Origin of the sequence: Cryobacterium sp. TMT1-62 (assembly GCF_004403145.1) — a bacterium.
Taxonomy (GTDB): domain Bacteria; phylum Actinomycetota; class Actinomycetes; order Actinomycetales; family Microbacteriaceae; genus Cryobacterium; species Cryobacterium sandaracinum.
On record NZ_SOGZ01000021.1, the window covers coordinates 38,686 to 59,597 of the forward strand.

17 protein-coding genes, 1 pseudogene and 1 riboswitch are annotated in these 20,912 nt (G+C 66.3%); of the genes and pseudogenes, 13 read left to right on the forward strand and 5 right to left on the reverse strand.

Translation table 11 applies throughout. From position 1 onward, the window contains the following. The first annotated feature begins 305 nt into the window (after positions 1-305). Entirely contained in the window at positions 306-1,145 is an 840-nt protein-coding gene (locus E3T34_RS04800; RefSeq protein WP_104100872.1) for a bacteriorhodopsin, read from the forward strand. 119 nt (positions 1,146-1,264) lie between these two features. Beyond that, a complete protein-coding gene (locus E3T34_RS04805) occupies positions 1,265-2,473 on the forward strand; it encodes an FAD-binding domain-containing protein (RefSeq protein ID WP_198411491.1) in 1,209 nt (402 codons plus the stop codon). Between the two features lie 22 nt (positions 2,474-2,495). Here the strand turns inward: E3T34_RS04805 and E3T34_RS04810 are convergent, their stop codons facing one another. Further along, positions 2,496-2,840 (reverse strand): LysR family transcriptional regulator, encoded by a 345-nt coding sequence (locus E3T34_RS04810; protein WP_134342327.1) that lies wholly within the window; start codon positions 2,838-2,840, stop codon positions 2,496-2,498. A 164-nt stretch (positions 2,841-3,004) separates the two neighbouring features. Beyond that, positions 3,005-3,102: riboswitch (glycine riboswitch) on the forward strand. A gap of 183 nt (positions 3,103-3,285) precedes the next feature. Here E3T34_RS04810 and gcvT point away from each other — a divergent pair. The 3 genes from gcvT to gcvP are packed head-to-tail and all read left to right on the forward strand — an operon-like array spanning position 3,286 to position 7,814. After that, positions 3,286-4,440, forward strand: a complete 1,155-nt coding sequence (gcvT, locus tag E3T34_RS04815) for a glycine cleavage system aminomethyltransferase GcvT (protein WP_134342328.1) — start codon at positions 3,286-3,288, stop codon at positions 4,438-4,440. A 25-nt stretch (positions 4,441-4,465) separates the two neighbouring features. Beyond that, positions 4,466-4,837: a glycine cleavage system protein GcvH gene (gene gcvH, locus E3T34_RS04820; protein ID WP_104100875.1), complete on the forward strand. Its 372-nt coding sequence runs from the start codon at positions 4,466-4,468 to the stop codon at positions 4,835-4,837. Between the two features lie 28 nt (positions 4,838-4,865). Next, positions 4,866-7,814, forward strand: coding sequence for an aminomethyl-transferring glycine dehydrogenase (gene gcvP / locus E3T34_RS04825; protein WP_134342329.1), 2,949 nt, complete (start codon positions 4,866-4,868; stop codon positions 7,812-7,814). A 142-nt stretch (positions 7,815-7,956) separates the two neighbouring features. On the opposite strand, the gene E3T34_RS04830 is transcribed toward gcvP, so the two are convergent. Beyond that, positions 7,957-8,670 (reverse strand): CPBP family intramembrane glutamic endopeptidase, encoded by a 714-nt coding sequence (locus E3T34_RS04830; RefSeq protein ID WP_134342344.1) that lies wholly within the window; start codon positions 8,668-8,670, stop codon positions 7,957-7,959. 53 nt (positions 8,671-8,723) lie between these two features. Then, entirely contained in the window at positions 8,724-9,110 is a 387-nt protein-coding gene (locus E3T34_RS04835) for a thiol-disulfide oxidoreductase DCC family protein (protein ID WP_241977339.1), read from the reverse strand. Positions 9,111-9,340: 230 nt separating this feature from the next. On the opposite strand from E3T34_RS04835, the gene E3T34_RS04840 reads away from it, so the two are divergent. The 8 genes from E3T34_RS04840 (at position 9,341) to E3T34_RS04875 (ending at position 18,724) form a co-directional block, all read left to right on the forward strand. Then, the gene (locus tag E3T34_RS04840) at positions 9,341-10,951 is read left to right on the forward strand and encodes an ABC transporter substrate-binding protein (protein ID WP_104100878.1); all 1,611 of its coding nucleotides are present in this window, start codon (positions 9,341-9,343) and stop codon (positions 10,949-10,951) included. A 138-nt stretch (positions 10,952-11,089) separates the two neighbouring features. After that, on the forward strand, positions 11,090-12,019 hold the full coding sequence (locus E3T34_RS04845; protein WP_104100879.1) for an ABC transporter permease: 930 nt from the start codon (positions 11,090-11,092) through the stop codon (positions 12,017-12,019). Then, positions 12,009-12,956 (forward strand): ABC transporter permease, encoded by a 948-nt coding sequence (locus E3T34_RS04850; RefSeq protein WP_104100880.1) that lies wholly within the window; start codon positions 12,009-12,011, stop codon positions 12,954-12,956. Before E3T34_RS04845 ends, E3T34_RS04850 begins: the two co-directional genes overlap by 11 nt. Then, the gene (locus E3T34_RS04855) at positions 12,953-14,701 is read left to right on the forward strand and encodes an ABC transporter ATP-binding protein (RefSeq protein WP_134342331.1); all 1,749 of its coding nucleotides are present in this window, start codon (positions 12,953-12,955) and stop codon (positions 14,699-14,701) included. The genes E3T34_RS04850 and E3T34_RS04855 overlap by 4 nt, the downstream gene beginning before the upstream one ends. 95 nt (positions 14,702-14,796) lie before the next feature. Further along, positions 14,797-15,027 carry a hypothetical protein gene (locus E3T34_RS04860; RefSeq protein ID WP_134342332.1) on the forward strand — a complete coding sequence of 77 codons (231 nt, stop codon included), beginning with the start codon at positions 14,797-14,799 and terminating at the stop codon, positions 15,025-15,027. A gap of 347 nt (positions 15,028-15,374) precedes the next feature. Next, positions 15,375-16,070 (forward strand): ABC transporter substrate-binding protein, encoded by a 696-nt coding sequence (locus E3T34_RS04865; RefSeq protein WP_134342333.1) that lies wholly within the window; start codon positions 15,375-15,377, stop codon positions 16,068-16,070. A gap of 168 nt (positions 16,071-16,238) precedes the next feature. Beyond that, positions 16,239-18,149 carry a translational GTPase TypA gene (gene typA, locus E3T34_RS04870; protein WP_134342334.1) on the forward strand — a complete coding sequence of 637 codons (1,911 nt, stop codon included), beginning with the start codon at positions 16,239-16,241 and terminating at the stop codon, positions 18,147-18,149. A 134-nt stretch (positions 18,150-18,283) separates the two neighbouring features. Continuing rightward, complete coding sequence (locus E3T34_RS04875; protein ID WP_134342335.1) at positions 18,284-18,724, forward strand: hypothetical protein; 441 nt, start codon at positions 18,284-18,286, stop codon at positions 18,722-18,724. Between the two features lie 139 nt (positions 18,725-18,863). Here the strand turns inward: E3T34_RS04875 and E3T34_RS04880 are convergent. Further along, positions 18,864-19,729 (reverse strand): annotated as a pseudogene (locus E3T34_RS04880) (Dyp-type peroxidase). Between the two features lie 118 nt (positions 19,730-19,847). Beyond that, positions 19,848-20,858, reverse strand: a complete 1,011-nt coding sequence (locus tag E3T34_RS04885; RefSeq protein ID WP_104099172.1) for an EfeM/EfeO family lipoprotein — start codon at positions 20,856-20,858, stop codon at positions 19,848-19,850. Positions 20,859-20,912 lie beyond the last annotated feature (54 nt).

A 20,912-nucleotide genomic window follows, 5' to 3' on the forward strand; every position in this document is an offset into this window, starting at 1 on the left:
CCATCCGCAACCACCTGCTCAAGCACCACGCTGTCAGGCGAGGGGTGTTCACCGACGTGGCGCGTACCGGATCGGCCGACCCCCTGTCGGAGAACCCGCTCCTCCGTGCTCCGAGGGGCCGTCATCTGTCTGCCCGCTATTGACCTTTTGACTAGGGGCATACTCTATGCAAAGATTCAGGAAACTCGTACTAAATTTTTAGACAGCAGTCAGCTAGGCAGTTAAATGACTGATCAATCAATAAACACAGCAAAGCTCTACAGCACGGCTCTTTCCTGTTCTTTCTCGCTTATTCGGAGGACAACGTGATTCCCGATTCCCTCACCCAGATTCAATACGACACCGTCTACAACGTGTTCTCGCTCGTCATCGCGTCACAGCTGTTCACGTCGATCTTCATCATCATCTCGCTCAAGCGGGTCCTGCCCCGGTACCGTCAGGCGATGACCGTCGCGGCCATCGTCTGTGCGATTGCCGCCTACCACTACTTCCGCATTTTCGACTCCTTCAAGGCGGCCTTCGTCACCGAGGCCATCGGCGGGGCGGGCAACTATGTGCAGGTCGCCGGGGAGTCCTTCAATGAGGGCTACCGCTACGTCGACTGGCTGCTCACGGTTCCCCTGCTGCTGCTCGAACTGATCGCGGTTCTCGCCCTGGCCCGCAAGGTGCAGACCAGTCTCCTGTACCGGCTCATTCCGGCTTCGGCCCTGATGATCATCCTCGGGTACCCTGGCGAGCTCAGCGGGGACAACGGGGTGCGCGGAATCTTCGGTCTGCTCTCCACCATCCCGTTCGCATACATCCTCTATGTTCTGTTCATCGAACTGACCAAGTCCCTCGACCGCCAGCCGCGGAGTGTGCGCCGCACGATCAGCCAGCTGCGTCTGCTTCTGCTGCTGACCTGGGGTGTCTACCCGATCGCCTACCTACTGCCCATGCTTGGTATCGACGGCTCGGATGCCTGGGTCGGCAAACAGATCGGATACTCGGTCGCCGACATCCTCGCCAAGGCCCTCTACGGTCTGATCATCTACCGGATCGCGCGGATGAAATCGTTCGCGGATGACCCGGCGTTCGCACACCTCGAACTATCGGTCGATGAGGCTGAGGAGATCGCCGCCCCGGTGCACGTGCGGAACAAGTAGGCCTACCCGGCCACCTGCTCACCGCCAGCGGGCCTGGGCCGATCGCGATCATTTTGATCGTGACCGGCCCAGGCCCGTTTCGCTTTCTGCTGCCCCTCAGGCAGGGTCTAAAATCAGGTGTGCTCATCGCTCTGAATGACGGAACCGCGGATGCCGTGGTGCGGCGCCATCTGCACCACCTGGTCGACGACGAGGTGCGGGCGAGCCCGAGCATCCGGGGTGGCCAGACCAGCGCCGACCGTGCCCTCGCGGCATTCTCGGTCGCGGGCTATGCGGCCAGGCGCAGCCAGGTGCTGCCGGAAATCGATCGCGGGGCATCCCGGCTATCACCGTACATTCGGCACTCCCTGGTGCCGCTTAGCCGGGCTTGGGAGCACGTCGCAGACGGACCTGCCCGAGATACCCGCAAATTCCGGGACGAGTTGCTCTGGCAGGAATACGCCCGACATCTCTATGCGCGTGTGGGTGTGGCCCTGCACCGAAACCTGCGCTTTGCGGCACCCTGGTCCGGAGAATTCGAACCCCAGGCCTGGCCGCACCGGATGCACTGCATCGACTCGGTCGTGTCGGAACTGGAAACCGACGGCTGGCTGGTCAACCAGACCCGGATGTGGCTGGCCTCCCAGTACACGGTCCGGTCTGGCGCGGGGTGGCATGCCGGCCAGGAAGAATTCTACCGGCACCTGCTCGACGGCTCCCGCGCGGCCAACCTCCTGGGCTGGCAGTGGACCGTGGGTGCCGGCACCGGCTCCGCCTACGGCTTCGCCCGCTGGCAGGTTGAGAAACGAGCGCCGCAGCTCTGCCGGGACTGTCCGCTCGCCCGGGCCTGCCCGATCGAGCAGTTTCCGGTGGGGGCAGCGCCAGTGCCGGTGACGAATGTGCCGGCGAACCTCACGCACGATCCGCACCTGTCCGACACGCAGGGGCCTACCGACGTCGTGCGCCGCCGCGCACCCCGGTCGGTGCTGCTGACGGTGGATTCCCTGGGCGACGCCGATCCGGCCCTTGCGGCGCATCCCGCACTCCCGGCCGCCTTCGTCTTCGACGAGCCGGCCCTGGCCAGGCTGCGGCTCTCAAGCAAAAGACTGATCTTCACCGTGGAAACCCTTCAGGATCTGGCCCGGCGTCGCGAGGTGGTCGTGTACCTGGGTGACCCGCGAGTGATCGTTCCGGATCTCGACGCAGCAGTCACGTTTGCACCGGTACCCAGCTTTGCGCGCTACGCGGAGGGCGCGGCCGCGCTGCATCCGTGGCCGTGGCTGGTGCCGCCGCATAGCGGATCGGTGGCCAGTTTCTCGGCCTGGCGCCGTGCCTCGGCCGGCGTCTAGAGTCCGAAGTCGAGCGTGCGGGCTAGCGGCCCTGGCGGCGCTTGCCGGGACGCGGCTGGCCCTTCACCTCGGGCGCGCGGCCCTTGCCCTTCGCCGCCTTGGCCTTTCCGCCCGCCGGAAGCGGCGGCTTCCAGGACTCACCCGAGGCGGCCAGCTCGGTGCGGGCATCCGTGAGAAATAGGTTGCCCGCCGCGGTCAGCCGGGTGGTCTCCGTGGTTCGGTCGATGAGCACGACGCCGATGTTCGCCTCGAGTTTTGCGATCGAGGAGCGCAATTTCGGGGTGGAGATATTGAGGTTCATCGCGGCGCGCGGGAAGTGCAACTCCTCGGCGACGGCGATGAAATGCCGGAGGAGTGTGATGTCCACGGAACGCCTTTCTGTGTGGGCCGCACGAATCGCGGGCGAAGTGACAAGGGTACGCGTTCCCGCTGGAGGTGTCGCCGGGAGGCAACGGAAGCGGCCGCACCGCGCTGCCGGGCCCGCACGCGCTAGGCTCGGAGCGCACACCCTCAAGTGAATATAGGGCCATCAAGGTCGATGCGGGAGAGTTCGGCGCCCTCAGGCAGTCGAACACCGAAGGAGCAATCCTCCCCGACAATCTCTCAGGTACTCGTACCGCATCGAACTGGCCACTCTGAAAAGTAGTCGCGGCTCGACAGCGGCTCGCCCACGGTGAAAATCGCGCCCGACCAACGGCTGCGGTGAAGCTCTCAGGCCTGACGACAGAGGGGGAGTTCCCAGGGGTACGATCGATCGATCGCGCCCCGGAGATTCTTGCTCGGCCCCCGGCCGGCGACAACCTGGAGAACTCATGACCTCGGACACTGAAGCCCACACCGATTCAACCCCCACGGTGGAGCGGTTCTCCCCGCTGCACCTGGCGCACGTGGATGCCGGCGCCAGTTTCACGGACTTCGCCGGGTGGCAGATGCCGGTGCGCTACTCGAGCGATCTCGCCGAGCACCACGCCGTGCGCACCAGCGCGGGCATTTTCGACCTCTCGCACATGGCCGAGATCCTGGTGGCCGGGCCGGACGCCGGAGCGTTCCTCGACTATGCCCTCGCCGGCCGACTCTCCACGATCGACCTGCTGCAGGCCAAGTACAGCCTCATCCTCAACCGTGCCGGCGGCATCATCGACGACATCGTCGTCTACCGCACGGCCGAGAACGAGTACCTCGTCATCGCCAACGCGGGCAACCGTTTCCCGGCGGTCAAGGCGCTCACGGCCCGGGCCACCCGCTTCGACGTCACCGTCACCGATCAGAGCGACGACGTCGCCCTGATCGCCGTGCAGGGGCCTAATTCGCGCGCCATCCTCGAGGCCACGGCGGACCTCACGGTCGACGGCGACCTGTCAGCGCTGAAGTACTACCGCGCCCTGGGTGGTACCTTCCAGGCCGGCCGCGTTCTCATTGCCCGCACCGGCTACACCGGTGAAGACGGCTTCGAACTCTATGTCGACGTGCCGGATGCCGCGGCGCTCTGGGACGCGCTCCGCGCGGCGGGCGCCTCTTTCCACCTCGTGCCGGCGGGGCTCGCCAGCCGCGACACCCTCCGTCTCGAGGCCGGCATGCCGCTCTACGGCCACGAACTGAGCACCTCGACCTACCCGGCGCAGGCCGGACTCGGCCGCGTTGTGAACCTCGCCAAGGAGGTCGATTTCATCGGCCGCGAGGCCAGCGAAGAGGGTCCCAGCGCGGAGGCGCGCGTACTCGTGGGACTGGAATCTGCCGGCAAGCGTGCCGGGCGCGCCGACTACCTGGTATATCGCAGTGCCGACGCGACCGTGGCCGACGGCGTGATCACGAGCGGGGCGCTGTCGCCGACGCTCGGACATCCGATCGCCATGGCCTACGTGGCTCCCGGCCTGGCGCGACTTGGCACCCAGGTCTTCGTCGATGTGCGCGGCACCCGCATCCCCGCAACTGTGACCGCCCTTCCGTTCTACAAGCGTCAGAAATAGTCCACCCCTCGAGAGGAACACCCCCATGGCCGAACAGTCTGAACTCCAGTACACCGCCGAGCACGAGTGGGTTCTCGTCGACGGCGACACCGCCACCGTCGGCATCACCGCCTACGCCGCCGACAAGCTAGGCGACGTCGTCTTCGTCGAGTTGCCAGCCGTCGGCAGCGATGTCGCCGGCGGCACCGTCGTCGGCGAGATCGAGTCCACCAAGTCGGTCGGCGAGCTCTTCGCCCCTGTCACGGGCACCGTCGCCGAGACCAACGACGCCGTCGTCGAGAGCCCCGAGCTCGTCAACAGCGACCCGTTCGGCGCCGGCTGGCTGCTCAAGGTCACGTTCGCGGAGTTGCCTCCGCTCCTCAGTTACGCCGACTACTCCGCCCTCATCGGCGAGTAACGAAAACGAAAAGCCAGGTTCCGCGCACATGTCACAGCCCTTCACTCAGCGCCACATCGGCACGGATGCCGACGCGCAGTCCCGCATGCTGTCGATCCTCGGTTACGAATCGGTCGACGCCCTCGTCAACGCGGCCGTGCCCGAATCGATCCAGGTGGACCAGTTCCGCACCATCGGTGATAGCACCCTGCCGCCCGCCGCCACCGAGCGGGAGGCCATCGCGGAGTTGCGGGACCTCGCCGGCCGCAACACCGTGAAGCGGTCCATGATTGGTCTCGGCTACTACGACACCGTCACCCCGGCCGTGATCAAGCGCAATGTGTTCGAGAATCCCAGCTGGTACACGGCCTACACTCCGTACCAGCCCGAAATCTCCCAGGGCCGTCTTGAGGCGCTGATCAACTTCCAGACCATGATCGCCGACTTGACCGGACTCTCCACGGCCAACGCGTCCATGCTCGACGAGTCGACCGCCGTGGTGGAGGGCATGCTCCTCACCCGTCGGGCGTCGAAGTCGAAGTCGACCCGTTTCCTCGTCGACGCCGACGCGCTGCCGCAGACGAAGGCCTTGCTGGGCAATCGCGCGGCCGCCGTCGGGATCGACCTCGTGGAGGTCGACCTGGCTGGGTCCGCTGAGGACCTCGGCGGGTACTTCGGTCTCTTCGTGCAGTACCCCGGCGCATCCGGCCGGGTCTGGAACCCGGCCGGCGTTATCGCCGCCGCCCAGGCGCAGGGCGCGCTCGTCGTCGTCGCCGCCGACCTGCTCGCCCTGACCCTGATCACCTCGCCCGGCGAGCTCGGCGCCGACGTGGCCGTGGGCACCAGCCAGCGCTTCGGCGTGCCGATGGGCTTCGGCGGTCCGCACGCGGGTTACATGGCCGTGCGCAGTGGCCTCGAGCGTCAGCTTCCCGGCCGCCTGGTCGGCGTCAGCGTTGACGCGGCCGGCCACCCGGCCTACCGCCTGTCGCTGCAAGTGCGTGAGCAGCACATCCGTCGGGACAAGGCCACCTCGAACATCTGCACCGCCCAGGTGCTGCTGGCCGTGATGGCCGGCATGTACGCGGTCTACCACGGGCCCGACGGCCTGCGGAAGATCGCCGCCCAGGTGCACGAGCGCGCCGGGCAACTCGTCGTCGCTCTCCTCGCCGCCGGTGTCGACGTTGTCACCGCGACGTTCTTCGACACGGTCCGTGCCTCCGTTCCGGGCCGCGCCGCCGAGATCGCCCGGGCCGCCTCCGCCAGCGGGGTCAACCTCTACCTGGTCGACGCGGACACCGTCGGCATCGCCGTCGACGAGACGACGACTCTCGCGGATCTCGCCCTGGTCGTCGGCGCGTTCGGCGGGCGGGATGCCTTCGGCCTGGTGGACTTCAGCATGGTCGAGGCCGGCCTTCCGCCCGAACTTCATCGCACCAGCGAGTTCCTCACCCACCCGGTGTTCAACACGCACCGCTCGGAGACGAGCATGATGCGCTATCTCAAGCGCCTCGCCGACTTCGACTACGCGCTCGACCGCGGCATGATCCCGCTCGGCTCCTGCACCATGAAGCTGAACGCGGCCACCGAGATGGAGGCCGTCAGCTGGCCCGAGTTCGGCGGGCTGCACCCGTTCGCGCCGCGTGCCGACATCGAGGGCTACCTGGAACTGATCCGGCAGCTCGAATCCTGGCTGACGGATGTCACCGGCTACGACTCCGTGTCCCTCCAGCCCAACGCCGGCAGCCAGGGTGAACTCGCCGGGCTCCTCGCGATCCGCGGCTACCACCTCTCCACCGGGGATACCCAGCGCACGGTTTGCCTGATCCCGTCCAGCGCGCACGGCACCAACGCGGCATCCGCCGTGCTGGCCGGCATGAAGGTCGTCGTCGTCGCCTGCGACGAGCTCGGCAACGTCGACCTGGAGGACCTGCGCGCCAAGATCGCGAAGCACGCCGAGAACCTCGCCGCGTTGATGATCACCTACCCGTCGACGCACGGCGTCTACGAGCACGAGGTCGGCGCCATCTGCACGGCCGTGCACGACGCCGGCGGCCAGGTCTACGTCGACGGCGCCAACCTGAACGCCCTGCTCGGTTTCGCCCGTTACGGCGACTTCGGCGGCGACGTGTCGCACTTGAACCTGCACAAGACGTTCTGCATCCCGCACGGCGGCGGCGGGCCGGGCGTCGGTCCGGTCGGGGCCAAGGCGCACCTCGCTCCGTTCCTGCCGGGGCATCCCCTCGCTCAGAGCGACGAGCACTACCTCCTCGCCTCCGGCGATGCGGCGGCGGTCGACGGCGGTGTCGATGAAAGTGGCGGCACGGTCGGCGGCACAGTGGGCGGCACGGTCGTGCACTCCGGCGGGCCGGTCTCGGCGGCGCCGTACGGCAGCCCGAGCATTTTACCGATCTCCTGGGCCTATGTGCGCATGATGGGGGCCGAGGGTCTGCACGCGGCCACCGGCGCCGCGGTTCTCGCGGCCAACTATGTGGCCAAGCGCCTCGAGGCTCACTACCCGGTGCTGTATTCCGGTGACAACGGCTTGGTCGCACATGAGTGCATCCTCGATCTACGCCCGCTCACCGAGGCCACCGGGGTCAGCGTCGATGATGTGGCCAAGCGACTCGTCGACTACGGCTTCCACGCGCCGACCATGAGCTTTCCGGTGTCCGGTACGCTCATGATCGAGCCCACCGAGAGTGAAGACCTGGGCGAGATCGACCGGTTTGTCGAGGCCATGATCGCGATTAAGGCCGAAGCGGATGCCGTAGCCGCCGGCCGCTGGCCTGCCGAGGACAACCCGCTGCACAATGCCCCGCACACCGCACAGTCGGTGATCGAGGGGGAGTGGACGCACGCCTACGACCGTGAGACCGCGGTCTACCCGGTGCGCAGTCTCATCCGTGGCAAGTACTGGCCGCCGGTGCGCCGCATCGACAACGCCTTCGGTGACCGCAACCTCGTCTGCGCCTGCCCGCCCCCCGAGGCCTTCGAGTAGACCGCCACTCCCTAACGAATTCGACGGAGATTTTGCCTGTCCGGCCAGGTTTTGGCCCGATTCGCGCCATTCTCGGCAAAATCTCCGTCGAATTCGCAGGCCGGCCGGCCGGCAGGTCAGGCAGGTCAGGTCGGCCGGCAGGTCAGGCAGCGGGGGCGAGGAGCCCCGGCCACCAGGTGAGGGCGAGCGGGTACCCGACGAAGGAGACGATGTCGAGGATCCAGTGCGCAATCACGAGCGGCATCGTGCGTCCCCAACGCAGATAGCACCAGCCGAACAGCACCCCCATGGCCGCATTGCCGAAGAACGGCCCGATGCCCTGGTAGAGATGGTAGCTGCCGCGCAAAAGCGCCGAGGACACGATGATGGTCCAGGTGGACCAACCCAGCTCGCGCAGCCGGGTAAACAGGTAGCCGACCACAATCAGCTCCTCGACCAGTGCCGAGCGCAACGCCGAGAGCACCAGGATCGGGATCGTCCACCAGAACGTGTCGAGCGGCGACGGCACGATCGCCACGGTGAAGCCGAGGGACCGCCCGGCGAGGTAGAGCCCCAGTCCGGGGATACCGATCACGAGCACCAGCCCGAAACCGCGCATTAGGTCGCGCCCCGGCTGCGTGAAGTCGAAGCCCAGCCGCCGGAACGGACTCTGCCCCGGCAGCCACAGCAGGTAGAGCACCAGGGCCACGGCGAACAGGGCGAAGAAGATGCTCAGGAACTGATAGCTGAAGTCGAGCCATTCCCGCGGTGACTGCGACCCGTTCAGGGTCGCCGACTGCTCCGAGAGCGGCCGGGCGTCGGTCAGCCGGGCGATGATCGAAATGATCGAGTAGAGCGCGGATGCCCCGAGCGACATTCCGAGGACGATCCCTACCTCCCAGCGGAGCCCGGTTCGATTGCCGCGCAGAGTCACGCGCCCGGCTTCATCCGGCAGGCCGGTGTTCCCCCGGGCAGCCGGTGGCGGTACCGCGCCACGAGCCGGTAGCCCACTTCGGCCGCCCACGACCACGGCGGCACGGTGCCGAGCCAGCCCAAGACGCGCATGAGCACATTCGGCTGGTGCCGAAGCAGGGCGGCCACGGCCGCGGCGCCGCCGAACCGGTGGTCGTCGACGATCAGCCAAACCCGGGACTGGGCATCCTTCGTCGTCAGCGCATAGGACGTCAGGTCGGTCCACTGGTAGGGAGCGGAAGCCGGCATGCCGGGAATCAGACGCTTCATGGTGTTCACGGAGGTCGTGCAGAACGCGCAGTCGCCGTCGAAGATCAACAGCGGAGGGCGTGCGTGGGCGGTCACGATCATCCTCCCATCTTCCCACTGCCCGGAACGTGCAGGTTGCTGAATTCGGTGGACGGATTGCGCGCAAGAACCTGCTGTGGCGCAACTATCCTGCGCAGTTTGTTTCGCATCTGTAACGTTTCCCCAATAGATTATGCGAAGTCCGCGCCCACTCTTTAAGGTCGGTATATCCGAGATGTCTGCTCGCCTGAGGGTCACGCGGCATTTCCCTGTGCACTGGAGGAAAATTGAAAATCAGGAGACTGGGCATACCTGCCATCGCCTTGGCTGCCGCGGGAGCCCTTGTGCTCTCCGGTTGCGCCAGCGGAGACGCCCCGGCAGAGAGTGACACCGCGGCGATCATCACCACGAACGGATCCGAGCCGCAGAACCCGCTGGTCCCGACGAACACCACCGAGACCGGAGGCGGCAAGATCACCACCTCGATCTTCGCCGGGCTCGTCTCGTACAACGCCAAAGGCGAGATCGAGAACGAGGTCGCCAAGTCGATCGAGTCCGACGACGCCCAGAACTGGACCGTCACGCTCAACGACGGCTGGGAGTTCACCGACGGCGAGGCCGTCACGGCTGACTCCTTCGTGGACGCCTGGAACTTCGGAGCGAAGTTCAGCAACGCTCAGAGCGCCTCTTACTTCTTTGACAACATCGCCGGTTTCAGCTACGACGCTGACGCCGAACTGACCGGTCTGAAGGTCGTCGACGAATCCACCTTCACGGTCGAGCTGGCCTCTCCCGAGGCCGACTGGCCGCTGCGCCTGGGCTACACGGCGTTCATGCCGCTGCCCTCCGCCGCGTATGAGGACATGGAAGCCTTCGGCGAGAACCCGATCGGCAACGGCCCGTACATGCTGGCCAAAGAGGGCGCCTGGGAGCACGAGGTCGGAATCGACCTCGTCACCAACCCCGAGTACGACGGCGTGCGCAAGCCCGCCAATGGTGGCCTGAACATCGTCTTCTACGCCTCGATGGACGCCGCGTACGCGGATGTCCAGGGTGGCAACCTCGACGTGCTCGACGCCGTCCCGGACGCCGCGTTCGAGTCCTACGAGTCGGACTTCCCGGACCGCTTCGTGAACCAGCCGGCCGCCATCTTCCAGGGCTTCAACATGCCGTACTACCTCGAGCACTGGAGTGGTGAGGAGGGCAAGCTGCGACGCGCCGCCATCTCGATGTCGATCGACCGCAAGGAAATCACGGACGTCATCTTCCAGGGCACCCGCACCCCTGCGACCGACTTCACTTCGCCGGTCATCGACGGTTACTCCGATTCCCTCAAGGGTGCCGAAGTCCTCGAATACAACCCGAAAGAAGCCAAGGCCAAGTGGGCCGAAGCCGACGCGATCGCACCCTACACCGGCACGTTCGACCTCGCCTACAACTCCGACGGCGGCCATGCCGCCTGGGTCGACGCGGTGACCAACAGCATCAAGAACACGTTGGGCATCGAAGCCATCGGCAAGCCGTACCCGACGTTCGCTGCGGCGCTCGACGACCGTTCCGCCGACAAGCTGACCGGTGGAACCCGCGCCGGCTGGCAGGGTGACTACCCGTCGCTGTACAACTTCCTCGCTCCGCTGTACCAGACCGGTGCCGGCTCGAACTACGAGGACTACACCAGCGAAGAGTTCGACGCGCTGCTCAAGGAAGGCGCAGCCGCGTCCTCCGTCGAGGACGCCACCGCGAAGTACCAGGAAGCACAGGAAGTCCTCCTCGCCGACCTTCCCACGATCCCGCTCTGGTACTCCAACGTCAGTGGCGTCTGGTCCGAGTCGGTCGAGAACGTCGTCTTCGGCTGGGACTCCGTGCCGATGTACACCGACATCACCAAGAGCGAGTAGCTCTCGTTCAACCAGCTCGTCAGCAGTAAACAGATAACACGTGTGGGGTTCGGGGCATACAGCCCCGGACCCCACACGTGACTAGACTCGACCAGTGATTGTGAATTTCATGTACATACGTTCCGGCTTGGGGACCTGATGATCTGGTATACCGGCAAACGCCTGCTCCAGATGATCCCGGTGTTTTTCGGTGCGACACTCCTGATCTACTTCATGGTGTTCTCTCTTCCCGGAGACCCCATCGCGGCCCTGTACGGCGATCGGCCGCCGGCTCCTGGAGTGATCGAGCAGATCCGCGCCCAGTACAACCTGGACAAGCCATTCATCGTGCAGTACTTCATCTACATCGGCAACTTCTTCCAGGGTGACCTTGGCACCACCTACTCCGGCCGCCCGGTCAGCGACGTGATGGCGAAGGCCTTCCCGATCACCGCCCGTCTGGCCCTGCTCGCGCTGGCCATAGAAGCCATCTTCGGCATCCTCGTCGGTCTCGTTGCTGGGCTCCGCAAGGGCAAGCTCTTCGACACCAGCGCCCTCGTGGTCAGCCTCCTCCTGATCAGCGTCCCCACGTTCGTGATCGGTTTCGTGCTGCAATACGTCTTCGCGGTGAAGCTCGGCTGGGCGCGCACCACGGTGAGCAGCGAAGCTCCCCTGAGTGAACTGCTGCTGCCGGCCCTTGTTCTGGCCTCCGTGTCCTTCGCCTACATTGTGCGGCTCACCCGGGCCAGTGTCTCCGACAACCTCAGCGCGGATTTCGTGCGAACCGCCACAGCAAAGGGGCTCTCCCGCCGCCGGGTGGTGGGCGTGCACGTGTTGCGCAACTCCCTGGTCCCGGTCGTCACCTTCCTCGGCGTCGACCTCGGCTCACTGATGGTCGGTGCCATCGTCACCGAGGGCATCTTCAACATCAACGGCGTCGGCGGCACCGTCTATAAGGCGATCAAGCTCGGCGAAGGACCCACCGTGGTGTCGTTCATCGCGGTGATGGTCGTGATCTTCGTGCTGGCCAACCTGCTCGTCGACCTCCTCTACGCAGCTCTGGACCCGAGGATTCGTTATGCCAAATAAGAACCCGAACGCGCAGACCCACTACGTGGCCGCGCTCGAAGAAACCCCGGTCGAAGTCGTCGACCGCCTCGATGAATCGCAGAAGGCCCGCAGCACCTGGGCGGATGCCTGGGACGCCATGCGCGTGCGGCCCACCTTCTGGATCTCTTCGGCCCTGATCCTCCTGATCGTTATCGTCGCCCTGTTCCCGAGCCTGTTCGCCCAGGTGTCGCCCACCGAGTGCGACCTCGGCGACAGCCACGCTGGTCCGGGAGACGGACATCCGCTCGGCTACACCCGTCAGGGCTGCGACATCTACGCGCGAATCATCTTCGGCACGCAGGCCTCGGTCACCGTCGGCCTGCTCGCCACGATCCTGGTGACCTTCACGGGAATCATCGTCGGCGCGCTCGCCGGTTACTACGGCGGCGTGCTCGACTCAATCGTCTCCCGCATCGGCGACATCTTCTTCGCCGTCCCCACCGTGCTGGGCGCGATCGTGCTCATGTCGGTCCTGCCGGAGCGAACCCCCGTCACCATCGCACTCGTGCTGTCGCTTTTCGCCTGGCCGCAGATCGCGAGAATCATGCGCGGCGCGGTACTCTCCGCCCGCAACTCGGACTACGTCACGGCGTCCGTCGCCCTGGGCGTCAGCAAATTCCGGATTCTGCTGCGCCACGTCGTGCCGAACTCGATCGCCCCCGTGATCGTGATCGCCACCGTCTCGCTGGGCACGTTCATCGTGGCCGAGGCCACCCTGTCGTTCCTCGGCATCGGCCTCCCGCCGGGCATCATGTCCTGGGGTAACGACATCGACGCGGCGAAGAGTTCGCTCCGCACCAACCCGCAGGTGCTGCTCTACCCTGCGGCGGCACTGTCCGTGACCGTTCTCGCGTTCCTCATGCTGGGCGACGTCGTGCGCGACGCCCTCGACCCCGAAGCGAGGGCCCGCCGATGAGCCAGACCGTCATCGAATCCATCGGCGAGAGCGCCGTCGTTTCCACCGAGCCTCTGCTCCAGATCCGCGACCTCGAGGTCGGTTTTCAGACCCAGCACGGCCTCGTCCCCGCCGTGCGGGGGGTCAGCCTCACCCTGTATGCCGGTCAGACGCTGGCGATCGTGGGGGAGTCCGGCTCGGGCAAGACCACGACCGCACAGGCCATCATCAAGCTCCTCGCCGGTACCGGCAAGATTACGGCCGGACAGATCCTGTTCGAGGGCCGCGACCTCGCCGGGCTGTCGGACAAACAGATGCAGGATGTGCGCGGTCGCCTGATCGGCTACGTGCCGCAGGACCCGATGAGCAACCTGAACCCCGTCTGGAACATCGGCTTCCAGGTTGAGGAGGCCATCAGGGCAAACAACGTGGCTCAGGGCAAGGCGGCGCGTCAGCGCACCATCCAGGTGCTGCAGGAGGCGGGCCTCAGCGACGCGGAGGACCGCCTCAAGCAGTTCCCGCACCAGTTCTCCGGCGGCATGCGCCAGCGTGTTCTGATCGGCATCGGCCTGTCCGCCCGGCCGAAGCTCCTGATCGCCGACGAGCCCACCTCGGCGCTCGACGTCACGGTGCAGCGTCAGATCCTGGACCACCTCGGCACCCTCACCCGCGACTACGGCACCTCGGTGCTGTTCATCACCCACGACCTCGGCCTCGCGGCCGAGCGGGCCGAGCAGCTCGTCGTGATGTACAAGGGCAAGGTCGTCGAATCCGGGCCGTCGCTGGAGATCCTCGCCAACCCGCAGCATCCCTATACCCAGCGCCTTGTGGCCGCGGCTCCGAGCCTCGCGTCGCGCCGCATCCAGTCGGCCAAGAGCCAGGATGCGGACGACGTGGAGATCTTCTCCGGTGGATCGCTCGACACGACCCTCGTGGCCCGTGCGGCCGAGCGGGAGCAGGCGGCGGCGACGCAGGACCTGATCAAGGTGCAGAACATCTCCAAGATGTACCGCATCCGCACCAAGGGTCTGAGGTACAACGAGCTGCTGGCCGTCAACGACGTCTCCTTCGCCATCAAGAAGGGCACCACCACGGCGCTCGTCGGCGAATCCGGGTCGGGCAAGTCGACGGTGGCCAAGCTCATCCTGCAGTTGGAGAGCATCACCAGCGGGCAGATCGAATTCGACGGCCAGGATGTCGCCGGGCTCAAGGGTGCGGCGCTGCTCAAGTTCCGGCGTCGCGTTCAGCCGGTCTTCCAGGACCCGTACGGTTCCCTGGACCCGCAGTACAACGTGGGCAACACGATCGCGGAGCCCCTGCTGGCCCACAAGATCGGCAACGCCGCGGAGCGGCAGGCCCGCGTGCGCGAGTTGCTTGACCAGGTCTCCCTTCCCTGGGCCACCCGGTACCGGTACCCGAGCGAACTGTCCGGTGGGCAGCGCCAGCGCATCGCCGTGGCGCGCGCCCTGGCGCTCAAGCCGGACGTGCTCGTGCTCGACGAGGCGGTCTCCGCCCTCGACGTGCTCGTGCAGGGACAGATCCTCAACCTGCTCACCGAGCTGCAGACTGAACTGGGCCTGACCTACCTGTTCATCACGCATGACCTCGCGGTCGTGCGGCTCGTCGCCGACAACGTCTGCGTCATGCAGAAGGGCAAGATCGTCGAGACCGCGTCCACGGACGAGGTCTTCGACAGTCCTCGCGAGGCCTACACCCAGGAGCTGCTCGCGGCCATCCCCGGTGGCAACTTCCAGTTTGGCCGCTGACCGGGTTCCGGGTGCTTCGGCACCAGGTCGTCGTGGTGACCCGATCGGGCGAACGCCTCGTGTGCTGGGGTGCACCGTCCGCTGTCCGGTCGTCGGTGGCGACTTCGCCGGAGACCTCTCGGGCGGCCGGGCAGGTGCGGGAGGCCAGCGGGCGGATCACCGGGTCGTCCGCGCACCGGGCCATCCGCGGCTTCTGGGACCGGCACGAGGCTCCGCAGCGCGCCGGGGAGCGAGTGGTGCGCCGCTGGCATCGACGGTCGTTCCTGGTCGGCGCCGTGCTCGTCCTCGGGCCGGCCGTTCAGCTGGCGTGGTCGTCGCTGGCCTGAATTTTCTGGTTGCGCCTGAGCTTTGCTCCAGGACAGATCGTGTTCTTGCGCATTGTGCCCTCAAAGTTTCAAAACTGTTACATTTTCCGTCTTAGAGTGCCCCAGACTGGCATCTGGGGCAGAGTCGCTTCACGCAGGCATAGGCTCTCCCCTCAAGCACACGAGAGCAGTTCCTTCCCCCGGTATCCCGGCGGGGGGAACGATGGAGGAGTCTTCATGGTTTCGCATCGTTGTACGCAGATCGTCGCCGTTCCCGGCACACTGGTCTGATCCGAGCTCAACCCGGCCGCGGTCTGGGAAGAGCGCACTCCGATCACGTACAAGGACTACGTGGCCACCTGACGGCCATGAACGGCACCAACGAGAAGTATTCCCCAGCCTCCACGGCCATCTTCGACCAGATCAGCGCGATCGAATCCACCGGAACCGAATTCGATTTCACGGTCACGTTCGACTCGATCAACGCCGACTGGGCGTCGATCTTCACGAGCGTGCTGCCGGCCAGCGGCGCATCGGCAGCCACGTCGTTCGGCAACTCCGAAACCGACCTGCTCCACATCTCGTCGAACGCCGATGCCGACCAGAGGGCTGAGAAGCGCGCGGATGCCGAGATCCAGGCATCCGGTGGCCTCACCTGGACCCACGTCACCATGAACGGCTCGAAGGGCCCGCTCGCGGACGTCGAACTGCGGCGCGCCATCGGCCACGCCGTCAACCGCGGTCTCATCTCCGAGTCGGTCAACACGCCGGTAGGCGTCGACGCCACCACCCAGGGCAGCTTCATCTTTATGCCGGGTCAAAAGGGATATGAAGACAACGTGGGCGACGCAATCGGCTACGACGTGGCCAACACGGAGCTCGACACCGACAAGCGCATCGTCATCGCCAACGAGATCAACACGGTCCTCGCCGCGTACGTGCCCATCATCCCGATCGCGCCGCTGCCGAACGTGTACGCCGTGAAGTCCGGCCTCGTCAACCACAGGGCCACCCAGTGGCGGACACACCCGCAACACAGCACGGAGGACGGGACGGGGACTTGAGCCCTCCGCCCCGTTTTTCGTGCTCCGAGTCGGGATCCGAGGGACTCTCAGCCCCCGGACGGGGAGAGTGCGGTAGGATTGTCCGTTGGGTCGGACTTTGACCACACACATCCACTCTTCGTCGCATGCGGTACTTTGCGGCATCCATTCTTCGTAAGGATTTACTTCATGGCGATTGCCACGCGCAATAACCTCCGAAATGTCGCGATCGTAGCCCACGTTGACCACGGCAAGACCACGCTGGTCGACGCGATGCTCCAGCAGACCAACTCGTTCGCCGAGCACTCACACACCGAAGAGCGCGCCATGGACTCGAACGAACTCGAGCGCGAAAAAGGCATCACCATCCTCGCCAAGAACACGGCGATCTCCTACAAGGGCATCCACGCCAAGGATGGCCCCATCACCATCAACGTGATCGACACCCCCGGCCACGCCGACTTCGGCGGTGAGGTCGAGCGCGGCCTCTCCATGGTCGACGGTGTTGTGCTTCTCGTCGACGCCAGTGAGGGTCCGCTGCCGCAGACCCGCTTCGTGCTGCGCAAGGCGCTCGAGGCCCACCTGCCCGTCATTCTCCTGGTGAACAAGACTGACCGTCCCGATGCTCGCATCGACGAGGTCGTCGAGGAAAGCCAGGACCTGCTCCTCGGCCTCGCCAGCGACATGGCCGACGATGTGCCCGACCTCGACCTCGACCTGGTTCTCAACGTGCCCGTCGTCTACGCGTCCGGCCGTAACGGGTCCGCCAGCCTCAACCGTCCCGAGAACGGCCAGCTGCCCGACAACGAAGACCTCGAGCCGCTCTTCGCAGCGATCCTCGAGCACATTCCAGCGCCGGTCTACGACGACCAGCACCCGCTGCAGGCCTGGGTAACCAACCTCGACTCCTCGCCGTTCCTCGGCCGTCTCGCACTGTTGCGCATCTTCCAGGGCACCATCAAGAAGGGTCAGACGGTCGCCTGGATCAAGCACGACGGCACCATCGCAAATGTGCGTGTCACCGAGCTCATGATCACCAAGGCGCTCGACCGCTACCCAACCGAGAGCGCCGGCCCCGGCGACATCGTCGCTGTCGCCGGATTCGCCGACATCACCATCGGTGAGACCCTGGCCGACCCGGAGGACCCGCGCCCGCTGCCGACCATCACGGTCGACGACCCGGCCATCTCGATGACGATCGGCACCAACACCTCGCCGCTCATCGGCAAGGTCAAGGGCCACAAGCTCACCGCCCGCATGGTCAAGGACCGTCTCGACAAGGAGCTCGTCGGCAACGTCTCGCTCCGCGTTATCGACATCGGACGCCCGGATGCCTGGGAGGTCCAGGGCCGAGGCGAACTCGCCCTCGCCATCCTGGTGGAGCAGATGCGACGCGAAGGCTTCGAGCTCACCGTCGGCAAGCCGCAGGTCGTCGTCAAGCGCGTCGACGGCAAAATTCACGAGCCGTACGAGCACCTCACTATCGACTCGCCGGAAGAGTACCTCGGCGCGATCACCCAGCTGCTCGCCGCCCGCAAGGGACGCATGGAGAACATGGCGAACCACGGCACCGGCTGGGTCCGGATGGAATTCATCGTTCCGTCGCGTGGCCTGATCGGATTCCGCACCGAGTTCCTCACGGACACCCGCGGCACCGGTATCGCCAACGCCATCTTCCACGGCTACGAGGCCTGGGCCGGCACGATCACCACTCGTACCAACGGCTCGATCGTCGCCGACCGGTCCGGCGTGGTCACGCCGTTCGCGATCATCGCTCTGCAGGAGCGCATGTCGTTCTTTGTCAACCCGACCGAAGAGGTCTATGAGGGCATGGTCATCGGCGAGAACTCGCGCGCCGACGACATGGACGTGAACATCACCAAGGAGAAGAAACTGACCAATATGCGTCAGTCCACCTCCGACACGTTCGAGTCGATGACCCCGTCCAAGCAGCTCACGCTCGAGCAGTGCCTCGAGTTCGCCCGTGAAGACGAATGCGTCGAGGTCACCCCGGCCGTCGTGCGCATCCGCAAGGTCGAGTTGGCCGCCTCGGCACGTCAGCGCAACGTCTCGCGTCTGAAAAAGCAGGACGCGAACTAACCGTCGCCACCGTGCGGCTGAGCGGCCGCGACGAGCGAAACCGTAGGGGTGCGGTTATGGTTTTCCATAGTGCTGCCCCTGCGGTTTCGCGCTTTTAAGCACGTGAACGATCGAACCGAAGGATGGGATCCCTGATGCAGTTGAACCGAGTACGTGTGCTGGCCGTGACCTTGGCCGTCGCGGGCGTGGCCCTGCTGTCCGGATGCTCCGGCGAGGCCGTCGGCTCCGCGGTCGACGGCGCGGTGAACGGGGCAACCGGAGGCGATGTCAGCCTGGGCGGGCAGCTGCCCGAGGGCTGGCCGGAAGAGATCCCCGTGATCGACGGGGATCTCGGTTTCGGGGCAGCGAACACCGCGGACGCCGGCCGGGGCTGGGTCGTCACCGTCACCACCAGCGCCGCGGACCCGCTGGCCGACGCCACGGCGATGCTCGAGGCTGCCGGTTTCAGCGCCGACAACGCCGCCACCGCGAACGTCGGCAATGCCGGCGTCGCGGCCCTGACGAACGAGACCTGGTCGGTGGTCGTCGCCGGCACTCCCGAGGGTGTGCTCTACACGGTGTCCCCGGCCGCCTAGCTGAGAACCAATTCGACGGAGATTCTTTCGAAAAACGACTGTTTTGTCGTGTTTGGGAGTGGTTCGGGCAAAATCTCCGTCGAATTCGTTCGGGCCGGAGTTGCTGCACCGGGTCAGGCCGACCGAAAGGCAGGCTCACTCAGCCGCGGGGGATCAGGCGAAGAGGGGGGCACCCGCGTAGGAGCCGCGGGCGGCCCCAAGCGGCCCCGGGCGGGACGGCGCAGAGGGCTGACCCGACGTGGCGGATGTACTCGTTCGGAGCGTCGTGCCGGGCCAGGCGCACGTGCGCTGTCGCGCCGATCAGCGGCAGGTCTGCCCGGCCGGTGAGGGCGAAGTCCGGAGCGGTGAACTCCGTGCCGCCCGACAACGGGGCACCCTCGCCCTTCTTGCGGCCGAACACGGCCTCCTGCTCGCGCAGGATGGTGCGGTCCCAGGACTCGATGGTCATCCGGACGCGCCGGGCCACCAGATAGGAGCCGCCGGCCAGCCAGGCGGGCCCGTCTCCGCCGCCGACCCAGACATGGTCGGCGGCGGCATCCGGCTCCTCTGCCGTGATAATGGATGTGCCGTCCTTGAAACCGAAGTGGTTGCGCGGCGTGGCCTGCGCCGTACTCGTCGAGGAAGTGGGTCCGAACCCCAATTGAGACCAGCGGAAGGCCGCGCGCCCGAAGGCGATGCGGGAGAGGTTGCGGCTGGCGTGCACGGCCACCTGCGGGTCGTCCACGCAGGCCTGGATGCCGAGGTCGCCGCCACTCCGTCCCGGCTCGAGCCTGTCCGCGGGGAAGTGCGGCATTCGACCAGCTCGACCGGGCTCCGACTCCCGATGCCGAAACGGTCGGCGCCGTCGATGCTCTCGAACAGGCTCGGGCCGAACCCGAACGTGATCGTCAGCCCGGAGGCCGGCAGGCCGAGCGCCTCGCCGGTGTCCTCCGGGGTGCGTCGTAAGGGCCGCTGACGGCCCGAAATCGCCGATGTCACACCCCATAGCCATGGCGGCGGCGGCATCGGTCCGGTCGCGGAGCAGTCGACCAACCCGGACCTGATGGTGCCCGCGGAAACGTCGAACGCCGAGGCCGAGCAGCCCGCGACGTGACAGGCCGCGCGACTGCTGTTGCCCGGTCACCTAGAGCACCAGGGTTGCGGTCCGCTGGTTGAGCGGTTCGCCGAGGGCGTCCACCTGGTCGGCGAGGGCCTCGATCTCGGCCTCGCTCAGCTCGGTGTACGGGGTGAAGCTGTCGCCGACGCGCTGGGCGTCCAGCAGTGTCTGCAGCGCGGCGAACTCGGTGTCGAGGCTATCGGCGCGGGCGGCATCCTTGTCGCCCAGGATGTCCCGCACGCCGGCGTAGAGCACCGCGGCACCGTCGACGTTGGCCTGGAAGTCCCGGAGGTCGGTGTGCGACCAGAACTCCTCCTCGTCGGTGACCTTGCCGGTGGCGACCTTGCCGGTGGCGACCTCGTCGAAAAGGCCGATCGCGCCGTTGGTCTGCTGCGACAGCGTGAAGGAGAGGGTCTGCACTTCCTCGTTCAGGGTCGCGGTGTCCTGCATCAGGCGGTCGGCGAGGCGTAGGCGCTCCGCGGCCGGATAGGCGAGAAAACCGGCCTCGGCGTCGGCCGGCCAGGGGTCCTTCTCGATTGCGTGCCAGTCGGTGCCGGTGACCAGCTGGGCCACCTGATCGCGCACAGAGGAGGCGTCGTTGACGTTGGCGGTCTCGATCTGCGCCTCGAGGTCGTCGTCGACCGCGACGATCTGGTCGGAGGCGGTGACGATGAAGCCGGCCTTGCCGATCCCGTCACCGGTCATGCCGGGCTTGCAGGCGGTGACGTATTCGCCCGCGGCCAGCTGCATGACCAGGTCGCGGGTGAGTCCCTGACCGATGTTCTCGGCCTCGCCGTCGATGCGCAGGCCGTCATCGGCGAGCAGGTAGAACTCCGTGACCTGGTCGCCCGAGTTGGTGATGCTGAAGCTGAGGTTTCCGACGGGGGCTTCCTTGGCCGAGACGGTGCCGGCATCCGCGCTGCTGTCGACCGTGAGGGACGCCCCGGCGGAACCGGCCGGGGCGTTGGCGACGCAGCCGGTGAGGACGAGCAGGCCGAACGCGGAAACTGCGGTGAGGGGAACGAGGCGGGCGTTCATAGGAGTCCCTAGCACAAGGTTCGGGAAGGGGCTGGGTCAGCGGGGAGCGCCGCG